Source organism: Mycobacterium sp. 852002-51152_SCH6134967 (genome assembly GCF_001667105.1).
In the GTDB taxonomy this organism is placed as follows: Bacteria; Actinomycetota; Actinomycetes; order Mycobacteriales; family Mycobacteriaceae; genus Mycobacterium; species Mycobacterium neumannii_A.
Genome location: NZ_LZIK01000062.1, coordinates 55,140 through 73,927, shown reverse-complemented (window position 1 = coordinate 73,927; position 18,788 = coordinate 55,140). Strand labels below are relative to the sequence as shown.

The 18,788-nt window shown below is 66.2% G+C and carries 21 protein-coding genes; 4 read left to right on the top strand and 17 right to left on the bottom strand.

Features of this window, described 5'->3' with window-relative positions; genetic code table 11:
• Nucleotides 1–2 precede the first annotated feature (2 nt).
• From A5790_RS18465 to A5790_RS18415, 11 genes are all read right to left on the bottom strand, one after another.
• Nucleotides 3–800: a hypothetical protein gene (locus A5790_RS18465; RefSeq protein WP_066847423.1), complete on the bottom strand. Its 798-nt coding sequence runs from the start codon at nt 798–800 to the stop codon at nt 3–5.
• Nucleotides 797–1,519, bottom strand: coding sequence for a tetratricopeptide repeat protein (locus A5790_RS18460; protein ID WP_066847420.1), 723 nt, complete (start codon nt 1,517–1,519; stop codon nt 797–799). Before A5790_RS18460 ends, A5790_RS18465 begins: the two co-directional genes overlap by 4 nt.
• A gap of 143 nt (nt 1,520–1,662) precedes the next feature.
• The gene (locus A5790_RS18455; RefSeq protein WP_066847417.1) at nt 1,663–3,162 is read right to left on the bottom strand and encodes an MCE family protein; all 1,500 of its coding nucleotides are present in this window, start codon (nt 3,160–3,162) and stop codon (nt 1,663–1,665) included.
• A 1-nt stretch (nt 3,163) separates the two neighbouring features.
• Entirely contained in the window at nt 3,164–4,315 is a 1,152-nt protein-coding gene (locus A5790_RS18450) for an MCE family protein (RefSeq protein WP_156656452.1), read from the bottom strand.
• A complete protein-coding gene (locus A5790_RS18445; protein ID WP_066847411.1) occupies nt 4,315–5,640 on the bottom strand; it encodes a virulence factor Mce family protein in 1,326 nt (441 codons plus the stop codon). Before A5790_RS18445 ends, A5790_RS18450 begins: the two co-directional genes overlap by 1 nt.
• On the bottom strand, nt 5,637–6,989 hold the full coding sequence (locus tag A5790_RS18440; protein ID WP_066847596.1) for an MCE family protein: 1,353 nt from the start codon (nt 6,987–6,989) through the stop codon (nt 5,637–5,639). Before A5790_RS18440 ends, A5790_RS18445 begins: the two co-directional genes overlap by 4 nt.
• On the bottom strand, nt 6,986–8,017 hold the full coding sequence (locus A5790_RS18435) for a virulence factor Mce family protein (RefSeq protein ID WP_066847593.1): 1,032 nt from the start codon (nt 8,015–8,017) through the stop codon (nt 6,986–6,988). Before A5790_RS18435 ends, A5790_RS18440 begins: the two co-directional genes overlap by 4 nt.
• A 37-nt stretch (nt 8,018–8,054) precedes the next feature.
• Nucleotides 8,055–9,515 (bottom strand): MCE family protein, encoded by a 1,461-nt coding sequence (locus A5790_RS18430; protein ID WP_066847408.1) that lies wholly within the window; start codon nt 9,513–9,515, stop codon nt 8,055–8,057.
• Between the two features lie 2 nt (nt 9,516–9,517).
• Entirely contained in the window at nt 9,518–10,372 is an 855-nt protein-coding gene (locus tag A5790_RS18425) for an ABC transporter permease (protein ID WP_064397607.1), read from the bottom strand.
• Nucleotides 10,369–11,136, bottom strand: a complete 768-nt coding sequence (locus tag A5790_RS18420) for an ABC transporter permease (RefSeq protein ID WP_066847405.1) — start codon at nt 11,134–11,136, stop codon at nt 10,369–10,371. The genes A5790_RS18425 and A5790_RS18420 overlap by 4 nt, the downstream gene beginning before the upstream one ends.
• Nucleotides 11,137–11,393: 257 nt before the next feature.
• Nucleotides 11,394–12,008: a TetR/AcrR family transcriptional regulator gene (locus tag A5790_RS18415; RefSeq protein WP_231984572.1), complete on the bottom strand. Its 615-nt coding sequence runs from the start codon at nt 12,006–12,008 to the stop codon at nt 11,394–11,396.
• A gap of 99 nt (nt 12,009–12,107) precedes the next feature.
• Between A5790_RS18415 and A5790_RS18410 the strand changes: the two genes are divergently transcribed.
• On the top strand, nt 12,108–12,965 hold the full coding sequence (locus A5790_RS18410; RefSeq protein ID WP_066847587.1) for an alpha/beta fold hydrolase: 858 nt from the start codon (nt 12,108–12,110) through the stop codon (nt 12,963–12,965).
• Between the two features lie 94 nt (nt 12,966–13,059).
• Here A5790_RS18410 and A5790_RS18405 read toward each other — a convergent pair whose 3' ends face one another.
• Nucleotides 13,060–14,016: a hypothetical protein gene (locus A5790_RS18405; RefSeq protein WP_066847393.1), complete on the bottom strand. Its 957-nt coding sequence runs from the start codon at nt 14,014–14,016 to the stop codon at nt 13,060–13,062.
• Nucleotides 14,017–14,041: 25 nt separating this feature from the next.
• Between A5790_RS18405 and A5790_RS18400 the strand changes: the two genes are divergently transcribed.
• The gene (locus A5790_RS18400; protein ID WP_066847387.1) at nt 14,042–14,827 is read left to right on the top strand and encodes an adenylate/guanylate cyclase domain-containing protein; all 786 of its coding nucleotides are present in this window, start codon (nt 14,042–14,044) and stop codon (nt 14,825–14,827) included.
• Here A5790_RS18400 and A5790_RS25825 read toward each other — a convergent pair.
• Nucleotides 14,809–14,985, bottom strand: coding sequence for a hypothetical protein (locus A5790_RS25825; RefSeq protein WP_156656447.1), 177 nt, complete (start codon nt 14,983–14,985; stop codon nt 14,809–14,811). The genes A5790_RS18400 and A5790_RS25825 overlap by 19 nt on opposite strands.
• Nucleotides 14,986–15,027: 42 nt before the next feature.
• Between A5790_RS25825 and A5790_RS18395 the strand changes: the two genes are divergently transcribed.
• Nucleotides 15,028–15,705 carry a guanylate cyclase gene (locus tag A5790_RS18395; RefSeq protein ID WP_066847385.1) on the top strand — a complete coding sequence of 226 codons (678 nt, stop codon included), beginning with the start codon at nt 15,028–15,030 and terminating at the stop codon, nt 15,703–15,705.
• A gap of 88 nt (nt 15,706–15,793) precedes the next feature.
• Here the strand turns inward: A5790_RS18395 and A5790_RS18390 are convergent, their stop codons facing one another.
• The 3 genes from A5790_RS18390 to A5790_RS18380 form a co-directional block, all read right to left on the bottom strand.
• Nucleotides 15,794–16,612 (bottom strand): DUF2993 domain-containing protein, encoded by an 819-nt coding sequence (locus A5790_RS18390; protein ID WP_082961784.1) that lies wholly within the window; start codon nt 16,610–16,612, stop codon nt 15,794–15,796.
• A 302-nt stretch (nt 16,613–16,914) separates the two neighbouring features.
• Nucleotides 16,915–17,190: a WGxxGxxG family protein gene (locus A5790_RS18385; protein ID WP_066807980.1), complete on the bottom strand. Its 276-nt coding sequence runs from the start codon at nt 17,188–17,190 to the stop codon at nt 16,915–16,917.
• Nucleotides 17,191–17,345: 155 nt separating this feature from the next.
• Nucleotides 17,346–17,831 (bottom strand): SRPBCC family protein, encoded by a 486-nt coding sequence (locus tag A5790_RS18380; protein WP_066847584.1) that lies wholly within the window; start codon nt 17,829–17,831, stop codon nt 17,346–17,348.
• A 124-nt stretch (nt 17,832–17,955) separates the two neighbouring features.
• Here A5790_RS18380 and A5790_RS18375 point away from each other — a divergent pair, with 124 nt between their 5' ends.
• Complete coding sequence (locus A5790_RS18375; protein WP_066847381.1) at nt 17,956–18,222, top strand: hypothetical protein; 267 nt, start codon at nt 17,956–17,958, stop codon at nt 18,220–18,222.
• Nucleotides 18,223–18,229: 7 nt separating this feature from the next.
• Here the strand turns inward: A5790_RS18375 and A5790_RS18370 are convergent, their stop codons facing one another.
• Nucleotides 18,230–18,781 (bottom strand): VOC family protein, encoded by a 552-nt coding sequence (locus tag A5790_RS18370; protein WP_066847379.1) that lies wholly within the window; start codon nt 18,779–18,781, stop codon nt 18,230–18,232.
• Nucleotides 18,782–18,788 lie beyond the last annotated feature (7 nt).

The window sequence follows — 18,788 nt, the reverse complement described above, 5'->3', positions numbered from 1 at the left end:
CCCTACACCGGCTCGAACTTCGAGATGAGCCAGTCGCCGTCGATCTTCTCCAACGTCACCCGCACACTCGAGGCGGTATCCGTCGGCGCGTCCTGCCCCATGACCACGGTCTGGTTGACGAACACCAGGACCACGGCCTCCTCGGAGTCGGCCGAAACGGATGCGGCCGCCGGAACGGAAGCCACTGCGGAGATCTGCTTCTGCTGTGCGCCGGGGATCACCACGTCGTTGATGAGCCCGGTGTAGGACTCCTCGAACTCGCCTGTCAACAGGGAGCGTGCATCGTTGAGCTGCTGTTCGACGGTGTCCGGCTTGTACGACAGCATCGCCACCGTGCTGTCCTTGGCGGCCTGGACCGATTCGGCGCGCGCCGCATCCGCGTTGCGCACGGAGTTGTCGACCCACTTCAGATAACCGGCTCCGCCTGCCAGCAGCAGCGCGAGGGCGGGCAGCACGCCGAAGGCGAAGACGCGGGCCCAGTTGATGCCTCCCTTGCCGGCGGGCTCGGTCGTGGCGGGCTCGGTCGTGGCCGGCTCGGTCGTGGCCGGCTCGGTCGTGGCGGGCTCGGTCGTGGCGGGCTCGGTCGTCTCCGCTGACTCGGTCGTTTCGGCCGCCGGGGTGTCCTCCGCGGCCGTGGTCTTCTCCACTGCCTCGGTCTTCTCCGCAGGCGCGGCCGTCGTCTCGGCCGTCGATTCCGTCAGCTCGACCGCCTCGGATGCCGGCGTCGTGCCCTTCTCGGCGGCCTCGTCGGTGGCGTCGTTGTCTCGCTTGCGCCGCGGAAGTCGATGTCTATTGCTCACGGTACGAACTCCACATTCGAGATCTTGGCCTCGTCCTCGCCGGTCTTCTGCACCGAGATCCTCATCCGCCAGGACCGCGGCGCCTGCTCGGGCGCCCCGGCATTGGTCGTGTTCACGGTCACCGCGACCAGCACCTTGGCCTCGTTGTCGTTCAACGACTCGATCCCCGCCTCGGCGATCTCGCCCTCCGACTTCGACTGCGCCTGCTTGACGACCTCGACGAACGGTTGCGCGCGGGCCTGGAAATCGTCGTAGAACGTTCCGGTCGACGAGTCCAGGACACGTTGCACATCCTGCTCGGCGTGCTCGTGACTGATCGTCGTGAGGTTCAAGGCGCCCTGCCGCCCGACCTGCAGGAAGAGGTTGCGCAGATCCTCGGCCTGCCGCGACTCGTACGCCCGGTATCCGAGCCACCCCGCAAGCGCCGCGAGGGCCACCACGACCACCAGGCCGACGATCGTCGCCAACCGGACGTGCGACATCGGCGCCTTGGGCGGCGCGGGCTCCGCGTCATCCTCGGCGGCGTCGTAATCCTCGGCGCCTCCGGCAGCCTCGACGCCTCCGGCAGCCTCTGTCGTCTCGGCGGCCTCTGTTGTCGACGCAGTCGGTGTTGTCGAAGCAGCGGGTGTCACCGAAGCAGCCGGTGCCGTCTCGGCAGGTGTCGTGGACTCGGGACCTTCGGCCGCGGCGTCCTTGCCGGGTGTGGTCTCGTCTGCCATCTAAGTTCCTCTGCGGCCCACGGGCCAGGTCGGGGTCGGGTAGACAGGTCGGCTACAACTTACGTGTCCGACACCATAGCGTCGGAACCTGCCCGCGAAACGGCACCACGTCCGCGCCGGTATCGATGCTGCAAAGTTCAGCGTCAGCTCCCCGGCGGGACGAGCATCGACTGCCACGGCCGCTCGCCGGCCGCACCGTTTGCCAGGTTTGACTGGGTGTACACCTTGCCGTCCGGTCCCACGTATTCGCCGGAAGCGGGGTCATATTCGGCGGCCGCGACGGGCAGCGGCGGCGTACCCGGCGGAGGCGGCGTGATGGCGACGGGCACATCCGGGGGCACATGCGGGATCGGCTGCCCCGAGAGGGTCGCGTTCGGATCACCCTTCCAGTTGTAGCCGTCGTTGAGCGGCACGTACTGCTCGTTGCTCTCGCACATCTGCCACGTCGGAGCCCGCTTGCCCGGCACCGTGATACACGGCAGGTTGCGCGCGCCACGGACATTGAACGGCGCATCCTGCGGCGTCCGGCAATACAGGTCGCCGACCGGCCGGTCGGGGTAGTCCTCGAAGACCGGCACGCGCTGCTGCTGCGCGGGCAGGAACCCCGTCGTACACGGCGGCGGCAGGTTCTGCGGCGGCAGCGGCAGCGGCGCGGGCAGCGCGGGCAGGATCGCATTGAGGTTGAAGATGAGCGAGTCGCCCATGTAGTCCTGCTTGGTATTGCGCTTGTGCACGCCCACCGCCTGTGTGACCGCGGTGCCCTGCGGCAACAACACCAGCAGCTGCTCGAGGCTCGGCTGGTAAGCGAGTGCCACCTCTCCGATGCTGACCAGGTTGGCCAACACGATCGGCAGGGTCGGCTGCAGTCGTTCGAACAGGGCGCGCACCTCGTCGGCGGCCCCCGGCCCCTTGGCCAGGATTCCCGACACCGCCGGATCCTGGCTCTGCAGTTGACCGCTGATGCTCGCCAGGTTCGCCGCCCACGCCTGAATGGAGCCGGCAGTCTCGGTCTGGGTGTCAAGTATCGGCTTGGACTCGTCGATCAGTGTGAGCAGCGGGTCGAGGTTCTTGCGGGCATCAATGGCCAGCGTGGCGCTCCCCTGGACCAGCCGGCGCAGTTCGGGGCCGAGCCCGCCCACCGCGGTATAGGCCTCGTCGACGACGGTCCTCAAGTTCTCCTGCGGAATCGCCTGCAGCCCCCGGGCCGTATCGTCGAGCACCGTATTGATATCCGTCGGAACCCTGGTGCGGTCCAACGGGATCACATCGCCGTCCCTCAACTCCGGACCATCGCCGCTACGGGGGAGCAGCTGGACGTACTGCTCGCCGACGGCGGACACGCTGTGCACCTCGGCTTCGAGGTCGGCGGGGATGCTGACGTTGGAGTCCAGCGACAGCACCGCCTCGACTCCCCTGTCGGTGAGATCGACGCTTTTCACCTCACCGACCTGCACACCGCGGTAGGTGACGTTGCCCCGCGGATACAGCCCGCCGGTCTCCGGCAATTCGAGCGTGACACGGTACTGCCCCACGCCGAGCAGAGTCGGCAACCGCATGTACCCAAAGATCATGACGCTCAACGCAATGATCGCGATGGCCGAGAAGATGGCCATCTGAATGAGGATCTGACGGGTCATTCGCATGCTACGGCCCCTGATCCCAGCGATACGGAGCGACCAACGGGTTGCCGCCCGGTGGCGGCACATGGTGGTTGCACGGGCTCGGGAATTGGCCGATGGTGCGGCCCCACTGCAGCTCCAGCCAGGTCAGGTTGCACTCGAACCGCGTTCCGGTGAAGAACGCCGAATCGATTCGGCTCAACGTCAGGTCGACGACCAACGTCAGGTTCGCGTAGTCGCCGCGCATCCAATTGAGCAATGTCTCCTTCGGGAACGGGAAAGTCGGCAAGAAGCTCAGCGCGCGGGTCAACGCGGGACCGGCATCGGCCAACTCCTCCAGCACCACGCCCAGGTCCTTGAGCTCTTGTACCAGAGCGTCTTTGGTCTGGTTGATCGAGTCGGCGGCCAACGCGCTGAACCTACCCAGCTGGGTCAGCACCTCAGCCAGGTTCTGCCGCTGATCCCTGAGCACGGCCAGGGCATCGGGAATGGTTCGTAAGGCCTTGTCCACCACCGGCTTCTGCTCGGCGATCTGACCCATCAGATTGTTCAGGCTCTCGGTGGCCTCGATGATGTCCTGCTTCTGGTCATCGAGGTGCCCGATCGCGATGTCGAGCTGCTCAATGAGGCTGCGTAAGTCGTTCTCGCGGCCGGTGAACGCGACACTGAGCGCTTCGGTGATGTCGTAGATATTGCCAATCCCACCGCCGTTGAGCAGCAGCGCCACTGCGGCCAGCGCCTGTTCGGTGCTCGGGTAGGCACTCGACGACTCGAGCGGAATCAGCGAGCCCTCTTTCAGCTTGCCCGTCGGGGGCGCGTCGGTCGGCGGGGCCAACTCGATGTGCAACGACCCCAACAGGCTTGTCAGCCCCAGCTTGGCCGTCGCATTGGCGGGCAGTTCGACGTCACCGTTGAGTTCCATCGTCACCAGCGCATGCCAGCCCTGGCGCTCGATCCTGCGCACGGTGCCGACATTCACATCGGCAACCCGGACACGGGAATTCGGCTCGATGTTGTCCACGTCGGGCATCTGCGCCTGAATCGTGAACGCACCCGGGCCGGTGCCCTCGACGCCCGGCAACGGAAGCGAGTTCAGCCCCTGCCAGTCGGAACAGCCCGACAGCAGCGCCGCCGACACGGCCACCACCGCTACTGGACGAAAAATCTTGCGCCGCATCATGGGCCGACCCCCTGGGGCACCATCATGCCGTGCAGACCGTCGGCCGGGTTCGTCGAGACCGGCGCCTCGGCCGCCAGCGGCGGGCCGGCCGGTGCGGGTGGTGCCGCCTGCGCCGACGGAGGCGGCGGTGCTGCGGGTGGGACAGGTTGCGGCGGAATGTAATCCGGCCGCAGCCAGTCCTCGCTGTATGTCAGCTCATTGGGCCGCGTCGTGGCACCGGAGAAGACGTTCTGCATGATGGGCAGGAAGTTGTACTGGCGGTTCTTCAGGATCGGCGCCATGTACTGCACGCACAGCTTCGCCGACTGCTCGGCATTCAGCCGGGATGCGGCCTGAATTCCGCCGCACAGGAACGAAATCGGGTTGGCGAAGTTGTTGAGCATCGGCAAGCTGCTCACCGCCCCCTGGGCGGGCTGCCAGATGTTGACGTAGTTCTGCAGCGTGTTGGGGGCCACGTGCAGGAACTGCTTGAGCTCGCCGAGGCTGTCGGTCAGCGCCTGGGTCACCCCCGCCAGCTTGTCCGACGTGGTGCCCAGCGCTTCACGGTTGTCGGCGACGAAGGTCTGCACTTCCCCGACGACGTTGTTGAGGTCGCGCAGCGCGTCGGCGACCTCGCCGGGATCGTTGGCCAGCAGTCCGGTCACGGACGCGAGGTTCTGGTTGAGCTGACGCATCACGTCGGTGCTGTCCTGCAGTGCCGAGACCAGGGTCGCCAGGTTCTTGACCGTGGAGAAGATGTCGGTGCTGTGATCGCCAAGCGCGGTCACGGCCTGCGACAGCTTGATGACGGTGTCGCGGATGTTGGCGCCTTCACCGCGCAGGTTGTCGGCGGTGGTGTTGATGACCGATCCCAACGGGCTGACATCGCCGGGCTCGGTGGGCTGCAGCGTCTCGGCGAGCTTCTGCAACTGTTGCCGGACCTCGTCCCACTCCACCGGAACGGCGGTGCGCGACTGCGGGATCACAGTGTCGTCGCCCATCACCGGTCCGCCGGTGTAGGGCGGGGTCAGTTGGATGGCGCGCGCTGTCACCAATGTCGGCGACAGGATCGCGGCCTTGGCATCGGCAGGCACCTTGTGCTTGCTGTCGTACCAGAACGAGATCTTGACACGGTGGGGCTGCGGTTCGATGGATTCGATCTTGCCGACGGGGACGCCGACGATGTTGACGTCGTCGCCGGGGTAGATGCCGTTGGCGTTGTCGAAGTAGGCGACGACGTGTGTGCGGTTGATCGCTCCGGTGTTGCGTAACAACACGACCGCGCCGGCGGCCAGTATCACGACCAACGCAACGGCCAACATGTTGCGCGCACCCCGCGTCATCGTCCAGCCTCCGACGATGAAAGGTGGGCCTGCCCGCCGGGAGCGGGCACCGCGACCGGCGATGGTGTCGGGTCCGCGGTCGAGCGCATAGCAGGCGGCGCCTCGGCGGGTGGTCCCGGCGGCGGCCCGCCTGGGGGCGGCGCCGGCAGCGGTTCGCGGTATGGATAGCAGCCGGGCCCCGGCAATGGCAGCCCAGGCGGCCCGCACGCTTGATCGCCGGGATTGCCGGTGATGGCGTCGGGGACCGTCAGCCGCGGTTCACCGCCTTGACCTGTCCGCGGGAAGGGCACCGGCAGCGCCGGTGTACCCGGCTGACCGACCTGCGGGTCGGACAGCTCGGACGGCAGCTTCACATTGGGATCCAGGCCGAGGTCGGAGAATGCGGCATCGATGAACGGCTGAAGGAACTGGCCGGGCAACAGATTGGCGACGTAGTTCTTGAAGAACGGGCCGCCCGACACCGATTCACCCAGCGACATCACATAGTCGGTCAGCAACGAGAGCGACTTCTGCACGCGTTCCTTGCGATTGTCGATGATCGTCAGCACGCCGTTGAGCTTGTCCAAAGCGGGCCGAAGGGTTTCGCGGTTCTCGCCGATGAAACCCTGCAGCTGCCCGCTGAGCGCCGAGATGTTGCCCGAGATCTCATCGAGTGCGGCGCTTTGGTTTTGCAGCTCAGCCAGCAGCGCGTTGGTGTCGGTGACCAGACTCACGATCTGATTGCTGCGCTCGGCCAGCACCTTGGTGGCCTTGTCAGCGTTGCCGAGCAGCCCGCGCAACTGGGCGTCACGTTCGTTCAGCGTGTCGGAGAACCGCGCCACGCCCTCGATCGCGATCTTCAACTCCGGTGGAGTGTCGGAGAACGTGGCCGACAACACCCGCAGCGATTCGGACAACTGGTCGGTGTTCAAACCGCTGATCGCCGTGGCCAACTCGCCCAGCGCATCTGGCAGCTCATAGGGCGACCTCGTGCGGTCGAGCGGGATCGTGCCCTCCTGCCGGCCGTCGCCGCGGGAGGTGACCTCGAGGATCTTCGTGCCCAGCAGCCCCTCGGTCTTGATCGCCGCCTCGGTGCGATCACCCAGCCGGATGTCGCTGTCGACGGTGAACGTCACCAGGGCGCGCGGTCCGTCCAGCTCGATCGATTTGACCCGGCCGACCTCGAATCCCGAAACACGCACGGCCTTACCGGCTTGCAGCCCGCCCACCTCGGCGAAGTAGGCCGAGTACTCGCTGCCCTGCAAGAACGGCAGCCGGTCGTAGTTCAGCGCCCCGAGCACGATGCCGATCGTCAACGCGAGCCCGATAGCTCCGATGACGGTCTGATTCCGTTCCGAGAAGGACCTCATCGCGGCGCACACCTCCCGGTGGACTGCCCGGCGACTTTCACGTACACCGGCTGGCCGCCCTTGCCATTGAGTTTGAGCACGATGTCGCAGAGATAGAAGTTGAAGAAATCGCCGTAAAGCCCTTGCCGCGCCAGCGCTTGATGGGCATCCGGCAGGGTGTTCAGCAGGTTGTCGAAGTACTCGTGGTCAGCCACCACGATCCCCGCAGCACGGTCCGTTTCCTGGACCGCCTTGCGCAACGGTGGCCGGGCCTGGTCCAACAGGTCCGCGACGGTTCCGGCCGCTTCGTTGGTGTACGCCAGCCCGTTGCTGATGTCCGCTCTGCGTTCCGCGAGCGTCCCGACCAGTTCGCTGAGCGCGTCGACGGCCTTCGCGAACTGGTCGTTCTGGTCGCCGAGCGACCCCAGCACCACGTTGAGGTTGACGATGACGTCCCCGATCAGCCGGTCCCGGTCCGCCAAAGTCGTTGTCAGCGCTGCGGTCTGGGACAGGAACGAGTTGATGGTCGCGCCCTGCCCCTGTAGCGCGTGGATTAACTGACTCGACAGCGCGTTGACCTGATCTGGATCCAGTGCACGGAACAGCGGGCGGAAGCCGCCGATCAGCGCGTCGAGGTCGAGCGCCGGAGACGTGCGGGCGAACGGAATCGTGCCGCCGGGCTCGAGCTTCTTGACTCCGCCCACGCCCTCCTCGAGTGCCAGATAACGGCCGCCGATGAGGTCGTCGTATCGGATGACGGCCCTGCTGCCTTCGGTCAGCACCACCGACTGGTCCGCGTTGAACTCGACCCGTGCGGTGGTATCCGGTTGAATGGCAACCTTTTCCACGCTGCCGACCTCGACGCCGGCGATGCGCACGAAGTCCCCGTTCTCCAGGCCGGTGACATTGGTGAACTCGGCGACATAGCTGTTGGTGGCCTCCCCGAAGCGCATCTCGCCGAAGACCGCGAACAGTCCGAACACGCCGAGCAGGCAGACAGCCAGGAACACGCCGAGACGCACCGCGTCTCGGCGAACCCTGGCGTTCATGCTGGACATGGCGTGTCACCTCTCATGGCGTCGTGGATCATCCGAACGGGGGGCCCGGTCGTGCCGGCGTCGGCAGCGGTGTCGGTCGCAGCGGCGTGGGCTGTACCTGGGCCGGCGAGTGGACGATGAACGGCTCCGAACCCGGTGTGGGACCGGGGTCCCGCGGCGCCATCGGCGGCGGTGCGGCCGGCAGGCCCGGCCACAGTGGGGTGCCGTCGTCGGCGTACAGATCGGCACCGTAAGCCGGGGCTCCCGGGTACGGGATCGGACCTATCGCGGGTCCGCCGAACAGGTTGCGTACGCTCGGCGGTTCCGGCACGGCGCGGGTCGTCGGAAGATAGTTGGCGTATCCGGGGAAGCCGATGCCGGGGTTGGGCCGCCAGTCGATTCCGGTGCCGAACCCGGTGTTGGTGACGAGGTTGCGCACCGGCCAGTTCTGCGCGACGTCGGGCAGCGAGCCGCAACTGGGCTTACCGCCCGGCCCGCCCTTGGCGCCGACGATCGGCAGGTGATTGGGGTACCGGTACGGGTCGTCGCCGACGCCCAGGGCCACGTCCAGCACCAGTGTCCGGCCGTTACCTCCCGGCCCGTCGTACCCGCCGGTGTCCAGCAGAGTCTTCGCCCCGGTCAGCAGGCAGGTGTACTCCGGGCTGTACTTGTACAGCAGGTTCGTCGTCGGCTCGAGCACGTTGATGGACTTGATCAGGTTGGCCTGGTTCGGCGCCAGCAGGTTGATTCCGCTGTTGGAGAGCCCGATGGTGGCCATCAGCAGCGCGTCCAATTGGCTGGCCTGGGCCGTGATCGTGGTGCTCGTCGTGCTGAGCGCGTCCAAGGTGCTCAGAATGTCCTGTGCCGCAGCGCTGTACGTGTCGTTGAAATCCCGCAACGCGCGCAAGTCGGCGGTCACCGTCTCGTAGCGCGGATTGACTTCGAGCAGAACCTGATTCGCGTCGGTGGTGGCCTGGCCGATCAGCTCGCCCTGACCCCGGACCCCCTCGGCGAGCGCGTACAGCGTGCTGTTGAGCTTGGCCGGGTCGATCTGTTCGAGCACGTCGACGATGTTCTGGAACACCGTGTTGGCTTCGACGGTGACGTTGCGCGACTCGATCACCTGACCCGCGGCCAGGTGCTGTGAACTCGGATCGCTCGGATAGATCAAATCGACGAACTTGGCCCCGAACACCGTCGTCGCCCGGATCTGCGCCTCGACGTTGGACGGGATGAACTGGAGCTTGTCCTTGTCGATCTCGAGCTTCAACGCCACCGGCTGGCTGCCACCCTGGATTGCGGAGACCCGACCGACCTGCACGCCGCGCAACTTGACCTTGGCGTCGGTTTCCATCACCAGACCCGAGCGGTCGGATGTCAGCGTGACCGTTTCGGTCGACCTGAAGGCGCCGACGAACAGGGCGTACGTCAACCAGATCGCGGCGGCGAGGATGACCACGAGGATCAACGTCCACCACGCGGGGTGCAGGCCTTCGTCTTCGATGTCCATGATCAGCCGGCCAGGTTGAAGTTGCCGGATTGACCGTAGACAGCGAGCGACAGCATCACCAGCACGAAGGCCGAGACGATGAGCGAGGTGCGCACCGCCCGCCCGACGGCCTCACCGACGCCCGCGGGTCCACCTCGCGCGGTGTAGCCGTAGTAGGTGTGTACGAGCATGATCATCACTGAGAGCGCGATGGTTTGACCGAACGACCACATCAGATCCGTGGGGTTGAGGAACGTCCTGAAGTAGTGGTCGTACACGCCCGTCGACTGACCGTAGATCACGGTGGTGCCGAAGCGTGCCGCCCAGAACGCGGCGATCACGCCGACGCAGTACAGCGGGATCACGACCAGGAAGCCGGCGACCACCCGCGTCGATGCGAGGTAGGCGATGCTTCGGATGCCCATCACTTCCAGCGCGTCGACCTCCTCGTTGATCCGCATGGCGCCCAGTTGCGCGGTGGCGCCCGCGCCGATGGTGGCCGACAACGCCACCGCCGTCGTCGCCGGCGCGATCAGCCGCACGTTGAAGAACGCCGAGGCGAAACCGGTCAGTGCCTCGACGCCGATCTCGGAGAAGTCGGTGTAGCCCTGCACCGCCACCAGGGCGCCGGTCGTCACGGTGAGGAAGCCGACGATGGCCACCGTGCCGCCGATGATGATGAGCGCCCCGGCCCCAAGGCCCATCTGGGCGATGATCCGGATCAACTCGACCTGGTAGTGCACGACGGTGTAGCGGATCGACGTCAGGGTGCGGCCGAAGAACTTGGCTTGCATCCCGACTCGGTTCCATGGATCGGCGACGCTCTTGAACCGGGCTTTCAGCCAGGGGAACTGGGAATGCGGCCGTGAAACAGTCACATCGTCACCTTCACCGCGACCGCGGTCGCGACGATGTTGATCGCGAACAGCGCCATGAACGTGAAGACCACGGTCTCGTTGACCGCGTTGCCGACGCCGGCAGGCCCTCCGCCGACGGAAATGCCCTTGTAGCAAGCGATCATGCCGGCGGACAAGCCGAACAGCGCGGCCTTGAGCAACGCGATGATGACATCGGTGGTCCCGATGAGCAACGTCAGACCGGCGGCGAACGCACCCGGTGAGACGTTCTGAATGTAGACCACGAAGAAGTATGCGCCGGCCAGCCCGACGAGGATCACGGTCGCCGACAGGGCGAGCGACACCAAGGTCGCGGCCGCCACGCGTGGAACGACCAGCGCCTGAATGGGATTCACACCCATTACCCGCAGCGCATCGAGTTCTTCGCGGATGGTGCGCGCGCCGAGGTCCGCGCACATGGCGGTGGCGCCTGCGCCCGCGACCACCAGCACTGTCACGATCGGCCCGATCTGGCGTACGGTTCCGAGCGCCGCGCCCGTTCCGGAGAAGTCGGCGGCGCCGAACTCCACCAACAGAATATTGAACGTGAAGGTCAGCAACACCGTATACGGAATGGTCAGCATCAGGGTCGGCAGTATCGACACGCGTGCGACGAACCACGACTGAGAGACGAACTCACGCCACGCGAAAGGTGGCCGAAACATCCACACGAAGGTGTCGAGCGCCATGGAGTAGAAGCCGCCGAACGCGCGCATGGGCTTTGCAATTGCATTGACAGCGACCATCAGTCGGCTCCCACCCGCGCGCTTCGCACTGCCATCTGCACTGCCATAGCCCGCCGACCTTCCCTGACACCAACAACCCGCGCCCGTGATGGCTGTGGCGCAAGGGTACACACGGCCGGACGTCCGGGAACCGTATATCGGGATTTTGCGGTTGCGCAACCACCGACGTCAGTCAGGGCAGTTTCCCCATTACAAAGGCCACCGGCTAACTTTCGCGCACCGCGAACCAGCAGGCAGGACCGGCGCGGTCTCGGAAATCATCGCTCTTCGGCGACGACCTGCCTGGCGCCCAGCGCGCGGAGCGCGAAGTCGAGCATGCGGGCCTTGGCCAGGCGCAGACCCTCGTGGTCGTCGAAGGTCTGGCTGATCAACACGCGACTGATGATCGCGTTGATGGCTACCGCATCCTGCTCGGGGTCGGCCAGCGGAAACGAGCCGTGGTCGCGGCCGCGCCGCAGGATCTCCACCAGTGAGCGCTCACGATCGGCGTGTGCCTTCTCGCGCGTCTCGCGATAGCCCTTGGCCGCGCGGACCTCGTCGGAGTCGATGACGGTGAAGTGCATCCGCATCTCCTCGTCGTGGATCAGCCCGAACATCGCCTCGATCCAGGCTTCGAGTTGCTCGGAGGGAGCACCCGACTTCTCCTCGAGGACGCGGTCGAGGCGCCGCGCCAACGCGTCGGTCTCCTCGCGCAGCATGGCGAGGAACAACTCGTCCTTGGATTCGAAGTGACGGTAGAAAGCGCGGGTCGAGACTTCCGCCCGCTGCAGAATCGCAGCGATCGGAACGGGTCCCGAGTGTGGTTGCGACAAACAGGCGTAAGCAGCCTCGATGATGCGCTCACGGTCATGGGCGGCAAACTCGGGCTGCACGAGCGCAAAGTATATTGACGCTCTCATCACGGACACCGGGATCGACGGAAATTCCCGGTAGGTAACGTGAGCCACCGGGGCGAGCCGGAGAGGACGGCCGTGAGCGCGACTGACAGCGAACCGCAGACCGTTAAGTTCCGCGGGTCGGAGGACATCACCTTGGTGGCCGACGAGTGGAACCGTGGTGCGCAGACGCAGCAGCCCTCCGTCCTGCTGCTGCACGGGGGCGGCCAGAACCGTTACTCGTGGAAGCAGACCGGACACGTTCTGGCCGCTCTGGGTCTGCACGTGGTCGCGCTGGACAGCCGGGGACACGGCGACAGCGACCGGGCGCCGGGCGCCAACTACACCGTCGACGCGTTGAGTGCTGACACGCTCGCGGTCATCGAGCAGATCGGGCGTCCGGTCGCCTTGATCGGCGCGAGCATGGGCGGGATGACGGGCATGCTGGCTTCCGCCGCTGCGGGACCCGAAAAGGTCACCAAGCTCGTGCTCGTCGACGTGGTGCCGCGGTACGAAAAGGACGGCAGCGCGCGCATCCGCGAGTTCATGTCAAGCGGCATAGACGGATTCGAGACCCTCGACGAGGCGGCCGACGCGGTCGCCGCGTATCTGCCGTACCGGAAGCGACCGCGCAACCCCGAAGGTCTGAAGAAGAACCTGCGATTTCGCGACGGACGCTGGTTCTGGCATTGGGATCCGGCGTTTCTCACCGCGCCGATCGACGACCGGTTCGTCCGCGAGGAGAAGCTCGAGCACGCGGTGATGAGCTTGACCATCCCGATCCTGTTGATCCGCGGGAAACTCTCCGACGTGGTCAGCACCGCGGGGGTCAAGGACTTCCTGGAGAAGGTGCCCCGGGCGGAATTCGTCGAGCTCTCCGAGGCCGGGCACACCGCCGCCGGCGATGACAATGACGCGTTCTCCGAAGTCGTGGTGCAATTCGTCAGCCGGTGACTCACGACCGCCACGGTCGCTGCATGCGCCGAAACTGAGGTTTTGCGCGAAAATGTTGCGAGAATTCGTGCAGAAGTTCAGTTTCGAGTCGCCGTCAGGCGAGCAGTGACACTGCCTCGTGGCGGTCATTGGTCAGGATCTCGAACATCGCGCGCCGGTTGGCCGTCAACTCGGCGCGCTCGAACGCCTTGCCCGCCACCTGGATTCGGCAGCTGGCGATCGCGGAGTTGTAGCAGTATTTCGTCGCGCCGTCCGTGTCGGTGTACGTCAGCCCGATCACGTCGGACGGTTGCGTGACGATCTCGCCCTCGATCATCTGGTCGGCGACCCGCCCGCCGAACGTCCATGTGAACGGCTGGTAGTGGCCGTGGGTCTGCAGGCTGCCGCGGATCGAGCGCACGGCGAACTCCTGACCGGCATGCCGAAACACGAACAACGTCACACCGGGCAACAGCACCGGCCCGAACGCCGCTCGGGCAGTGACGATCTCGAGCGTCGTATCCGGTGCGTCGTCGAACCCGCAGACCTGCCCATATGCGTATGACGGTGTGTGCCGGGTGCCCCAGTTGTGGTTGACGCTGCCGGTCCAGCCGTCGAGAACGAGGCGGACATCGTCGAGTTCGAGCAATCCGTCGAAGCGCGCGAGGGGATGGCGCACCGTCGTCTTGGCGGTCGGAAACCGCGCCGCGTAGGCACGGTCGGTGAGCAGCCGGACCGGTGCTTCGTCGCCCGGCGTGATGCGCAGGTCCCACCGCGCCGAGCGGCGCCCACCGGTGACCACCCCCTCGGCCGACCGGTCGTCGAGGACGGTCGCGGCGATGCGCGCGGTCCAGTCCTCATAGCCGTAGTCGGCCGACTCGATCGGGTACGGCTCCTTGAGCGCGCGGTTGCCTGCGCCGTCCGGGTCGAAGACCATCACCCACACGTCTGCGACCGCCTCCCCCGCCGTGGGGAGCAGCAGCGTCTGCCGGAGCCACAGCGCCTGCGGCAGGTCAGGATGGTTGGCGCGGATGTAGCGACTCTCGTAATACGGGGGCTCCGCAGACGTCACCGGTTCAGCATCCAATACTTAGGGGGTGACCGGTGCCCAGATCGTGGCCTACGTATTGGCGATTGTGGCGGCGGCCGAAGCCGTCGCGCTGGCCGTGCTGTGGATCCGCTACACCCGCCAGCGTGAGGAACTCGACGAAGCCCACCGGCGTCTGGACACCAGGAACATGCTGTTCAGCGGCGGTCGCGAGGCGGTGAAGCAGGTGTGGCAGACCGCGAACATCCTGCGCAAGGACGGCCTCGGCGCGGCGGTGCGATCCTCGATCGAGGACCTTGCGGACTGGGCCGAGGTCGAACGACCGGACCTGGCCCGGCTCTCGCCGAGCGGCAAGATGGTGATCCTGTTCTCCGACATCGAGGAGTCGACGGCGCTCAACGAACGCATCGGTGATCGCGCCTGGGTCCGACTGCTGGGCCGCCACGACAAGATGGTGCGCCGCCACGTGAAGAAACACTCGGGCTACGTGGTCAAGAGTCAGGGCGACGGGTTCATGGTGGCCTTCGCCCAACCGGAGGAAGCGGTGCGCTGCAGCATCGAGGTGCAGCAGTCACTTCGTCGTCTGCCCAACGGTATTCGCGTCCGGATGGGCATTCACATGGGTAAGTCGGTGCGCCGCGGTGACGACCTGTTCGGGCGCAATGTCGCGATGGCCGCCCGCGTGGCGAACGAAGCCAACGGCGGCGAGGTGCTGGTGAGCGAGGTGGTGCGCGACGCGCTAGCCGACGTCGAGGACATCGAGTTCGACGACGGCCGCGACGCCGAACTCAAGGGGTTCAACGGATCACACCGGCTCTACGCCGTCGCGTCCTGACCGTCGGCGTTGGTCTCGGCCGCCCGCTGGTGTAGCCGCGCCCTGATGTCATCGGGTGTGTACGAATTGCGGCGCCGCTGATCGCGCGCGACCAGCGCCCCGCCTGCCACCACACCCGCCACACTCGCCAGCCCGACCCACTTCCAGATACCGCGCATGACGCTCAGTCTGCCTAAGCTGCGGATGTGAAACCAACCACCGTGTCGTTGGAGCAGGCGCTCGAGGCGACCCGCACCGGCGATCTGTGGCTGTTTCGCGGACGGTCGGGGCCGGACCGGGCGATTCAGTCTTTGACCAACAGCCCGGTCAACCACGTAGGGATGACGATCGCGATCGAAGACCTGCCGCCGCTGATCTGGCACGCCGAGCTGGGCGACAAGCTGACCGACATGTGGACCGGGCGCAACCAGCGGGGCGTGCAACTCAACGACGCACGCCAGGTGGTGGAGCGGTGGATCAACAACTATCACCAGCGCTGCTGGCTGCGCCAGCTCACGCCGTACGCCAGCCGCGAGCAGGAGGACCGCGCGTTGAAGGTGGTCGCCCGCATGGACGGCACACCGTTCCCGAGCACCGCGCGGCTGACCGGCCGGTGGTTTCGCGGGCGCCTCGCCGTTACCGACTTCACCCGCGGAATTCCGTTCGTACACAAGAAGGTTCGCGATGCGACGCTACGCAGAAAACAGGAGAAGCTCCAAGTGGGGCTGCAGACCGCGTACTGCGCCGAGACCGTCGCAATCACCTACGAGGAGATGGGTTTGCTGACCTCGGAGAAGCACTACAACTGGTTCGATCCGGGCTCGTTCTGGAGCGGCGACACGCTGCCGCTCGCGCCCGGCTATCAACTCAGCCCCGAAATCGCCGTGACGCTGGACTGATTCACGCCCTCTCACAGGCGAGGTCCCGAGGCAACCATCATTGCACCTACCCCTATGTAGTTGCCTCCGGCTTCCTGCGAGATCGCGGTCAGAGGCGCGCGAAGCAGGGGTTGGCGTCCTCCTTGGGGATGGCGGCGTCTCGACTCGAGAATGTGCCGACCACGCCGGAGTCGGTGACCTCGACGCTGTCGGCTTGGATCCCGAGCGGGTAGTTGTCGTTGAGCTTCTTGGTCAGGTCGTTGAGCGCGGTCTGCACTGCGTCCTTGGGCAGCGGCCCGGTGACGTCGAGGACCTGGAGGTTGAGGTCACCGTCGGTGACGACGGGTTTGGCGCTGACACTGTTGTCGCCGGCCTCCAGGATCACCGTCCCCGCCGCGGGGTCGGTACGCACGCCGGTGACCAGATTGCCGACGCCGGGCAGGTTCGCGGCAACGGTGTCCTTGATACCGGTCGACTTCCAGCTCAGCGTCGCGTCGAGCGACCCGATGGTGCCCTTGGAATCTCCGGGGTCCTGTAACCGCACATCGGCGAGGGTGACCTCCGCGGTCATACCGTCGGCGCTCTGCACCCGGTTTCCGTCGGTGGTGACCGAGATGTTGGTGTAATGCCCCGTCATGTGCTGCCACAGGAACGGGGGGTTCACTCCGAAGGAAATCTTGACGCCGTCTTCGGTCACGCACTCGGCGACCTCGGTCAAGATGTTGTCCGCGCGCTGCCGCGCATAGAGCTCGCCGGCGGCCAGGCCACCCGCCAGCAGGGCGAGCACGATGACGGCGACCAGCACGATCGACGTTTTGTTGAAACCGTGTCTGCGGCGCGGCTTCTCGTCGCCGCCCGGCGCCCCGAACGTTGGTGGTGGCGGCGGTGGGATCGGTTCTCGTCGATGGATCTGCTGGGTCGGCTGCACGTCGGCCGGTGACGGTGGTCGCGGGAAGCGTTGTGTCGGACCGGCGCTCGCCGGCCCCCTCGGGGTGCGGAGTTGCTCGGTCGGCCGCTCGTGCGGCGGCGGGGCCGGTTGCCGGGGCGGCTCCGGCGGCCGGGGCGGAGGTCGCCGCTGTGACGGGTGCGGTGGCGGCGAGCCACGGCCCCGCCAGTCAGGCGGACCCGGGCGGTGCGGCGGCTGCGTCACGTGCGCGATTCTGCCCTATCAGTACTCGAGAAGCCCCCGCCAGGGCGGGCCTGGCGGGGGCTCGTAGATCGAGTGAGGTACTACGCCCGCGGCGGCGGCGGGTTCGTCGTACCGGTGTTGCGAACGGCCGGGTAGTCGGCGTCCCTGCGCTTCTTCAGTCCGAGCAAGCCCAGCAGCCCCAGGAGCCCTGCAAGCCCCCACAGACCGGTGTTGTCGCTTTCCTGCTCGTGCTCGACTTCCTGCGCCACCGTCGTGGTGGTCGTTGCGGGCACGGTCAGATCAGTCGCATTGGCGACACCAGCGCCGCCGAACAGCAGACCGAGAGTCACTGCGCCAACCGCCAGTGATTTATGCATTGTGTTGCTCCTTTGTTGTGTCGGAGCTAGACGACCCATGGACTCCAAGCCCACCCCCCTAGCTCGGGAGCAAGTGTTCACGCATAAGAACCCGTTCAAACCTGATGCCGGCGAGATCTCACAATGCATCGGGCGTGCATCGCTTGGTGGGCCGATCACTCGGCGCGAAACACGGCCTGTCGCCTGGCGAGGTAGTCCGCGAGGTTCTGCAGCGAAGAATTCATTCCCTCCGCGTGGTCGGCGGCCGAGATCCCGACCGGTACGTCGTCCGCGCGCAGTTCGACCCGGGTGCCGCCGTCGACCCTCGTCACCGACCACGTCATCGTCATCGTTCCGCCGAAAATCGCATTGGCAGAGGCGAAGTCGACGGTTTGAACGACGCGTTCATCGGGCTCTATCTCAACGAAGCGTCCCTCGACGACATCGGCGTCGGCGTTGCTCTTGCCGCCCTGCGCGGGCGGGTCACTGTATGTCAGGACCATTCGGTAGGAACCACCAGGCTGGGGGTCGAAGTGTTCGAATCGGCCGGTCATCCGCGACGGCGGCAGCCACTGGACCAGCGCCTCAGGGTCGACGAGCGCCTCGAAGACGCGGCTCAACGGCGCCTTGACCACCCGCGATGCGCTATCCGTGCGTGTCATCACCAACATTGAACCCGATTCGGCGATCGCAGTTCTTGGGATCGGTAGCGCGTCCGGCGCCTTCTAGTCATCGCACTGGCGACGCGATACGACGCGAAGCCTCGAGAAAAGGAACCAGGCAGACATGAACACACACGGCGCGATGAAGTCGATGATCGGGGCGACGCTGTTGGGCGGTGCGGCCCTCGCCGCAGCACTCACCGCGGGTGCCGCCCATGCGACCCCCTCACCGCATCCGGAGCTGAGGATCGAATACTCCGATGTCGCTGCCCCCGGTGACGGTTCGGTGCGCCCAAGCCATCCGCAATCGGGCTTGTGCGACGGCTCGGTGCGCGTCGCCAGCCCTACAGTCCAGGCGTGTGACGGCTCGGTGCGGGTAGCCCTCCCCTGACTTCGGTCTACTGGCGCGGCAGGGTCCTTCTCGCCTGCCACGTGACCCCCGCCACGGTGTTCGCCAGGTCCGGCCTGGCTTTGGCGAATGCCCGCAACGCTCGGTAGAACGACCAAACATGCCGGGGCGTCGGTACTTTCGGCACCCACGCCAACTCCCAGTGGATGCCGTTGATCGGATCGTCGAAGAAGACCGCGTAGTAGCCGGGCCAGTACTGCGGATACTCCCTCGGTGGGTCGGTGACCGGGACATCGCGCGCGACCAGGAACTCGCGGTGGAAGCGATCGACTTCTTTGCGGCTACGCGCCCACAGGGCGATGTGGTTGATGCCGACGGACTGGTCGGCGTGGGTCAGCTTCGCCCCGGTGTGGGCAGGTTGAATGCCGATGTAGCTGTGCGGGTTGACGTAGCGCGTCATGTAGTAGATCGACTGGTATTCCATGTCCATCGACGAGAAGCTGCTGTATCCGAGCCAGCCGAACAACGCGTCGTAGAAGGCGATCGAGTCGTCGTAGTACAGCACCGCAAACTCCACGTGACTGACCCCGCGCCACCGCATCGCGACC

Coding starts and splice junctions, on each gene's coding strand:
- A5790_RS18460 (WP_066847420.1), bottom strand. CDS start 1,519: ATGGCAGACGAGACCACACCCGGCAAGGACGCCGCGGCCGAAGGTCCC.
- A5790_RS18455 (WP_066847417.1), bottom strand. CDS start 3,162: ATGCGAATGACCCGTCAGATCCTCATTCAGATGGCCATCTTCTCGGCC.
- A5790_RS18450 (WP_156656452.1), bottom strand. CDS start 4,315: ATGCGGCGCAAGATTTTTCGTCCAGTAGCGGTGGTGGCCGTGTCGGCG.
- A5790_RS18445 (WP_066847411.1), bottom strand. CDS start 5,640: ATGACGCGGGGTGCGCGCAACATGTTGGCCGTTGCGTTGGTCGTGATA.
- A5790_RS18440 (WP_066847596.1), bottom strand. CDS start 6,989: ATGAGGTCCTTCTCGGAACGGAATCAGACCGTCATCGGAGCTATCGGG.
- A5790_RS18435 (WP_066847593.1), bottom strand. CDS start 8,017: ATGAACGCCAGGGTTCGCCGAGACGCGGTGCGTCTCGGCGTGTTCCTG.
- A5790_RS18430 (WP_066847408.1), bottom strand. CDS start 9,515: ATGGACATCGAAGACGAAGGCCTGCACCCCGCGTGGTGGACGTTGATC.
- A5790_RS18420 (WP_066847405.1), bottom strand. CDS start 11,136: ATGGTCGCTGTCAATGCAATTGCAAAGCCCATGCGCGCGTTCGGCGGC.
- A5790_RS25825 (WP_156656447.1), bottom strand. CDS start 14,985: ATGCGCGGTATCTGGAAGTGGGTCGGGCTGGCGAGTGTGGCGGGTGTG.
- A5790_RS18385 (WP_066807980.1), bottom strand. CDS start 17,190: ATGCATAAATCACTGGCGGTTGGCGCAGTGACTCTCGGTCTGCTGTTC.
- A5790_RS18380 (WP_066847584.1), bottom strand. CDS start 17,831: ATGACACGCACGGATAGCGCATCGCGGGTGGTCAAGGCGCCGTTGAGC.
- A5790_RS18375 (WP_066847381.1), top strand. CDS start 17,956: ATGAACACACACGGCGCGATGAAGTCGATGATCGGGGCGACGCTGTTG.
- A5790_RS18370 (WP_066847379.1), bottom strand. CDS start 18,781: ATGCGGTGGCGCGGGGTCAGTCACGTGGAGTTTGCGGTGCTGTACTAC.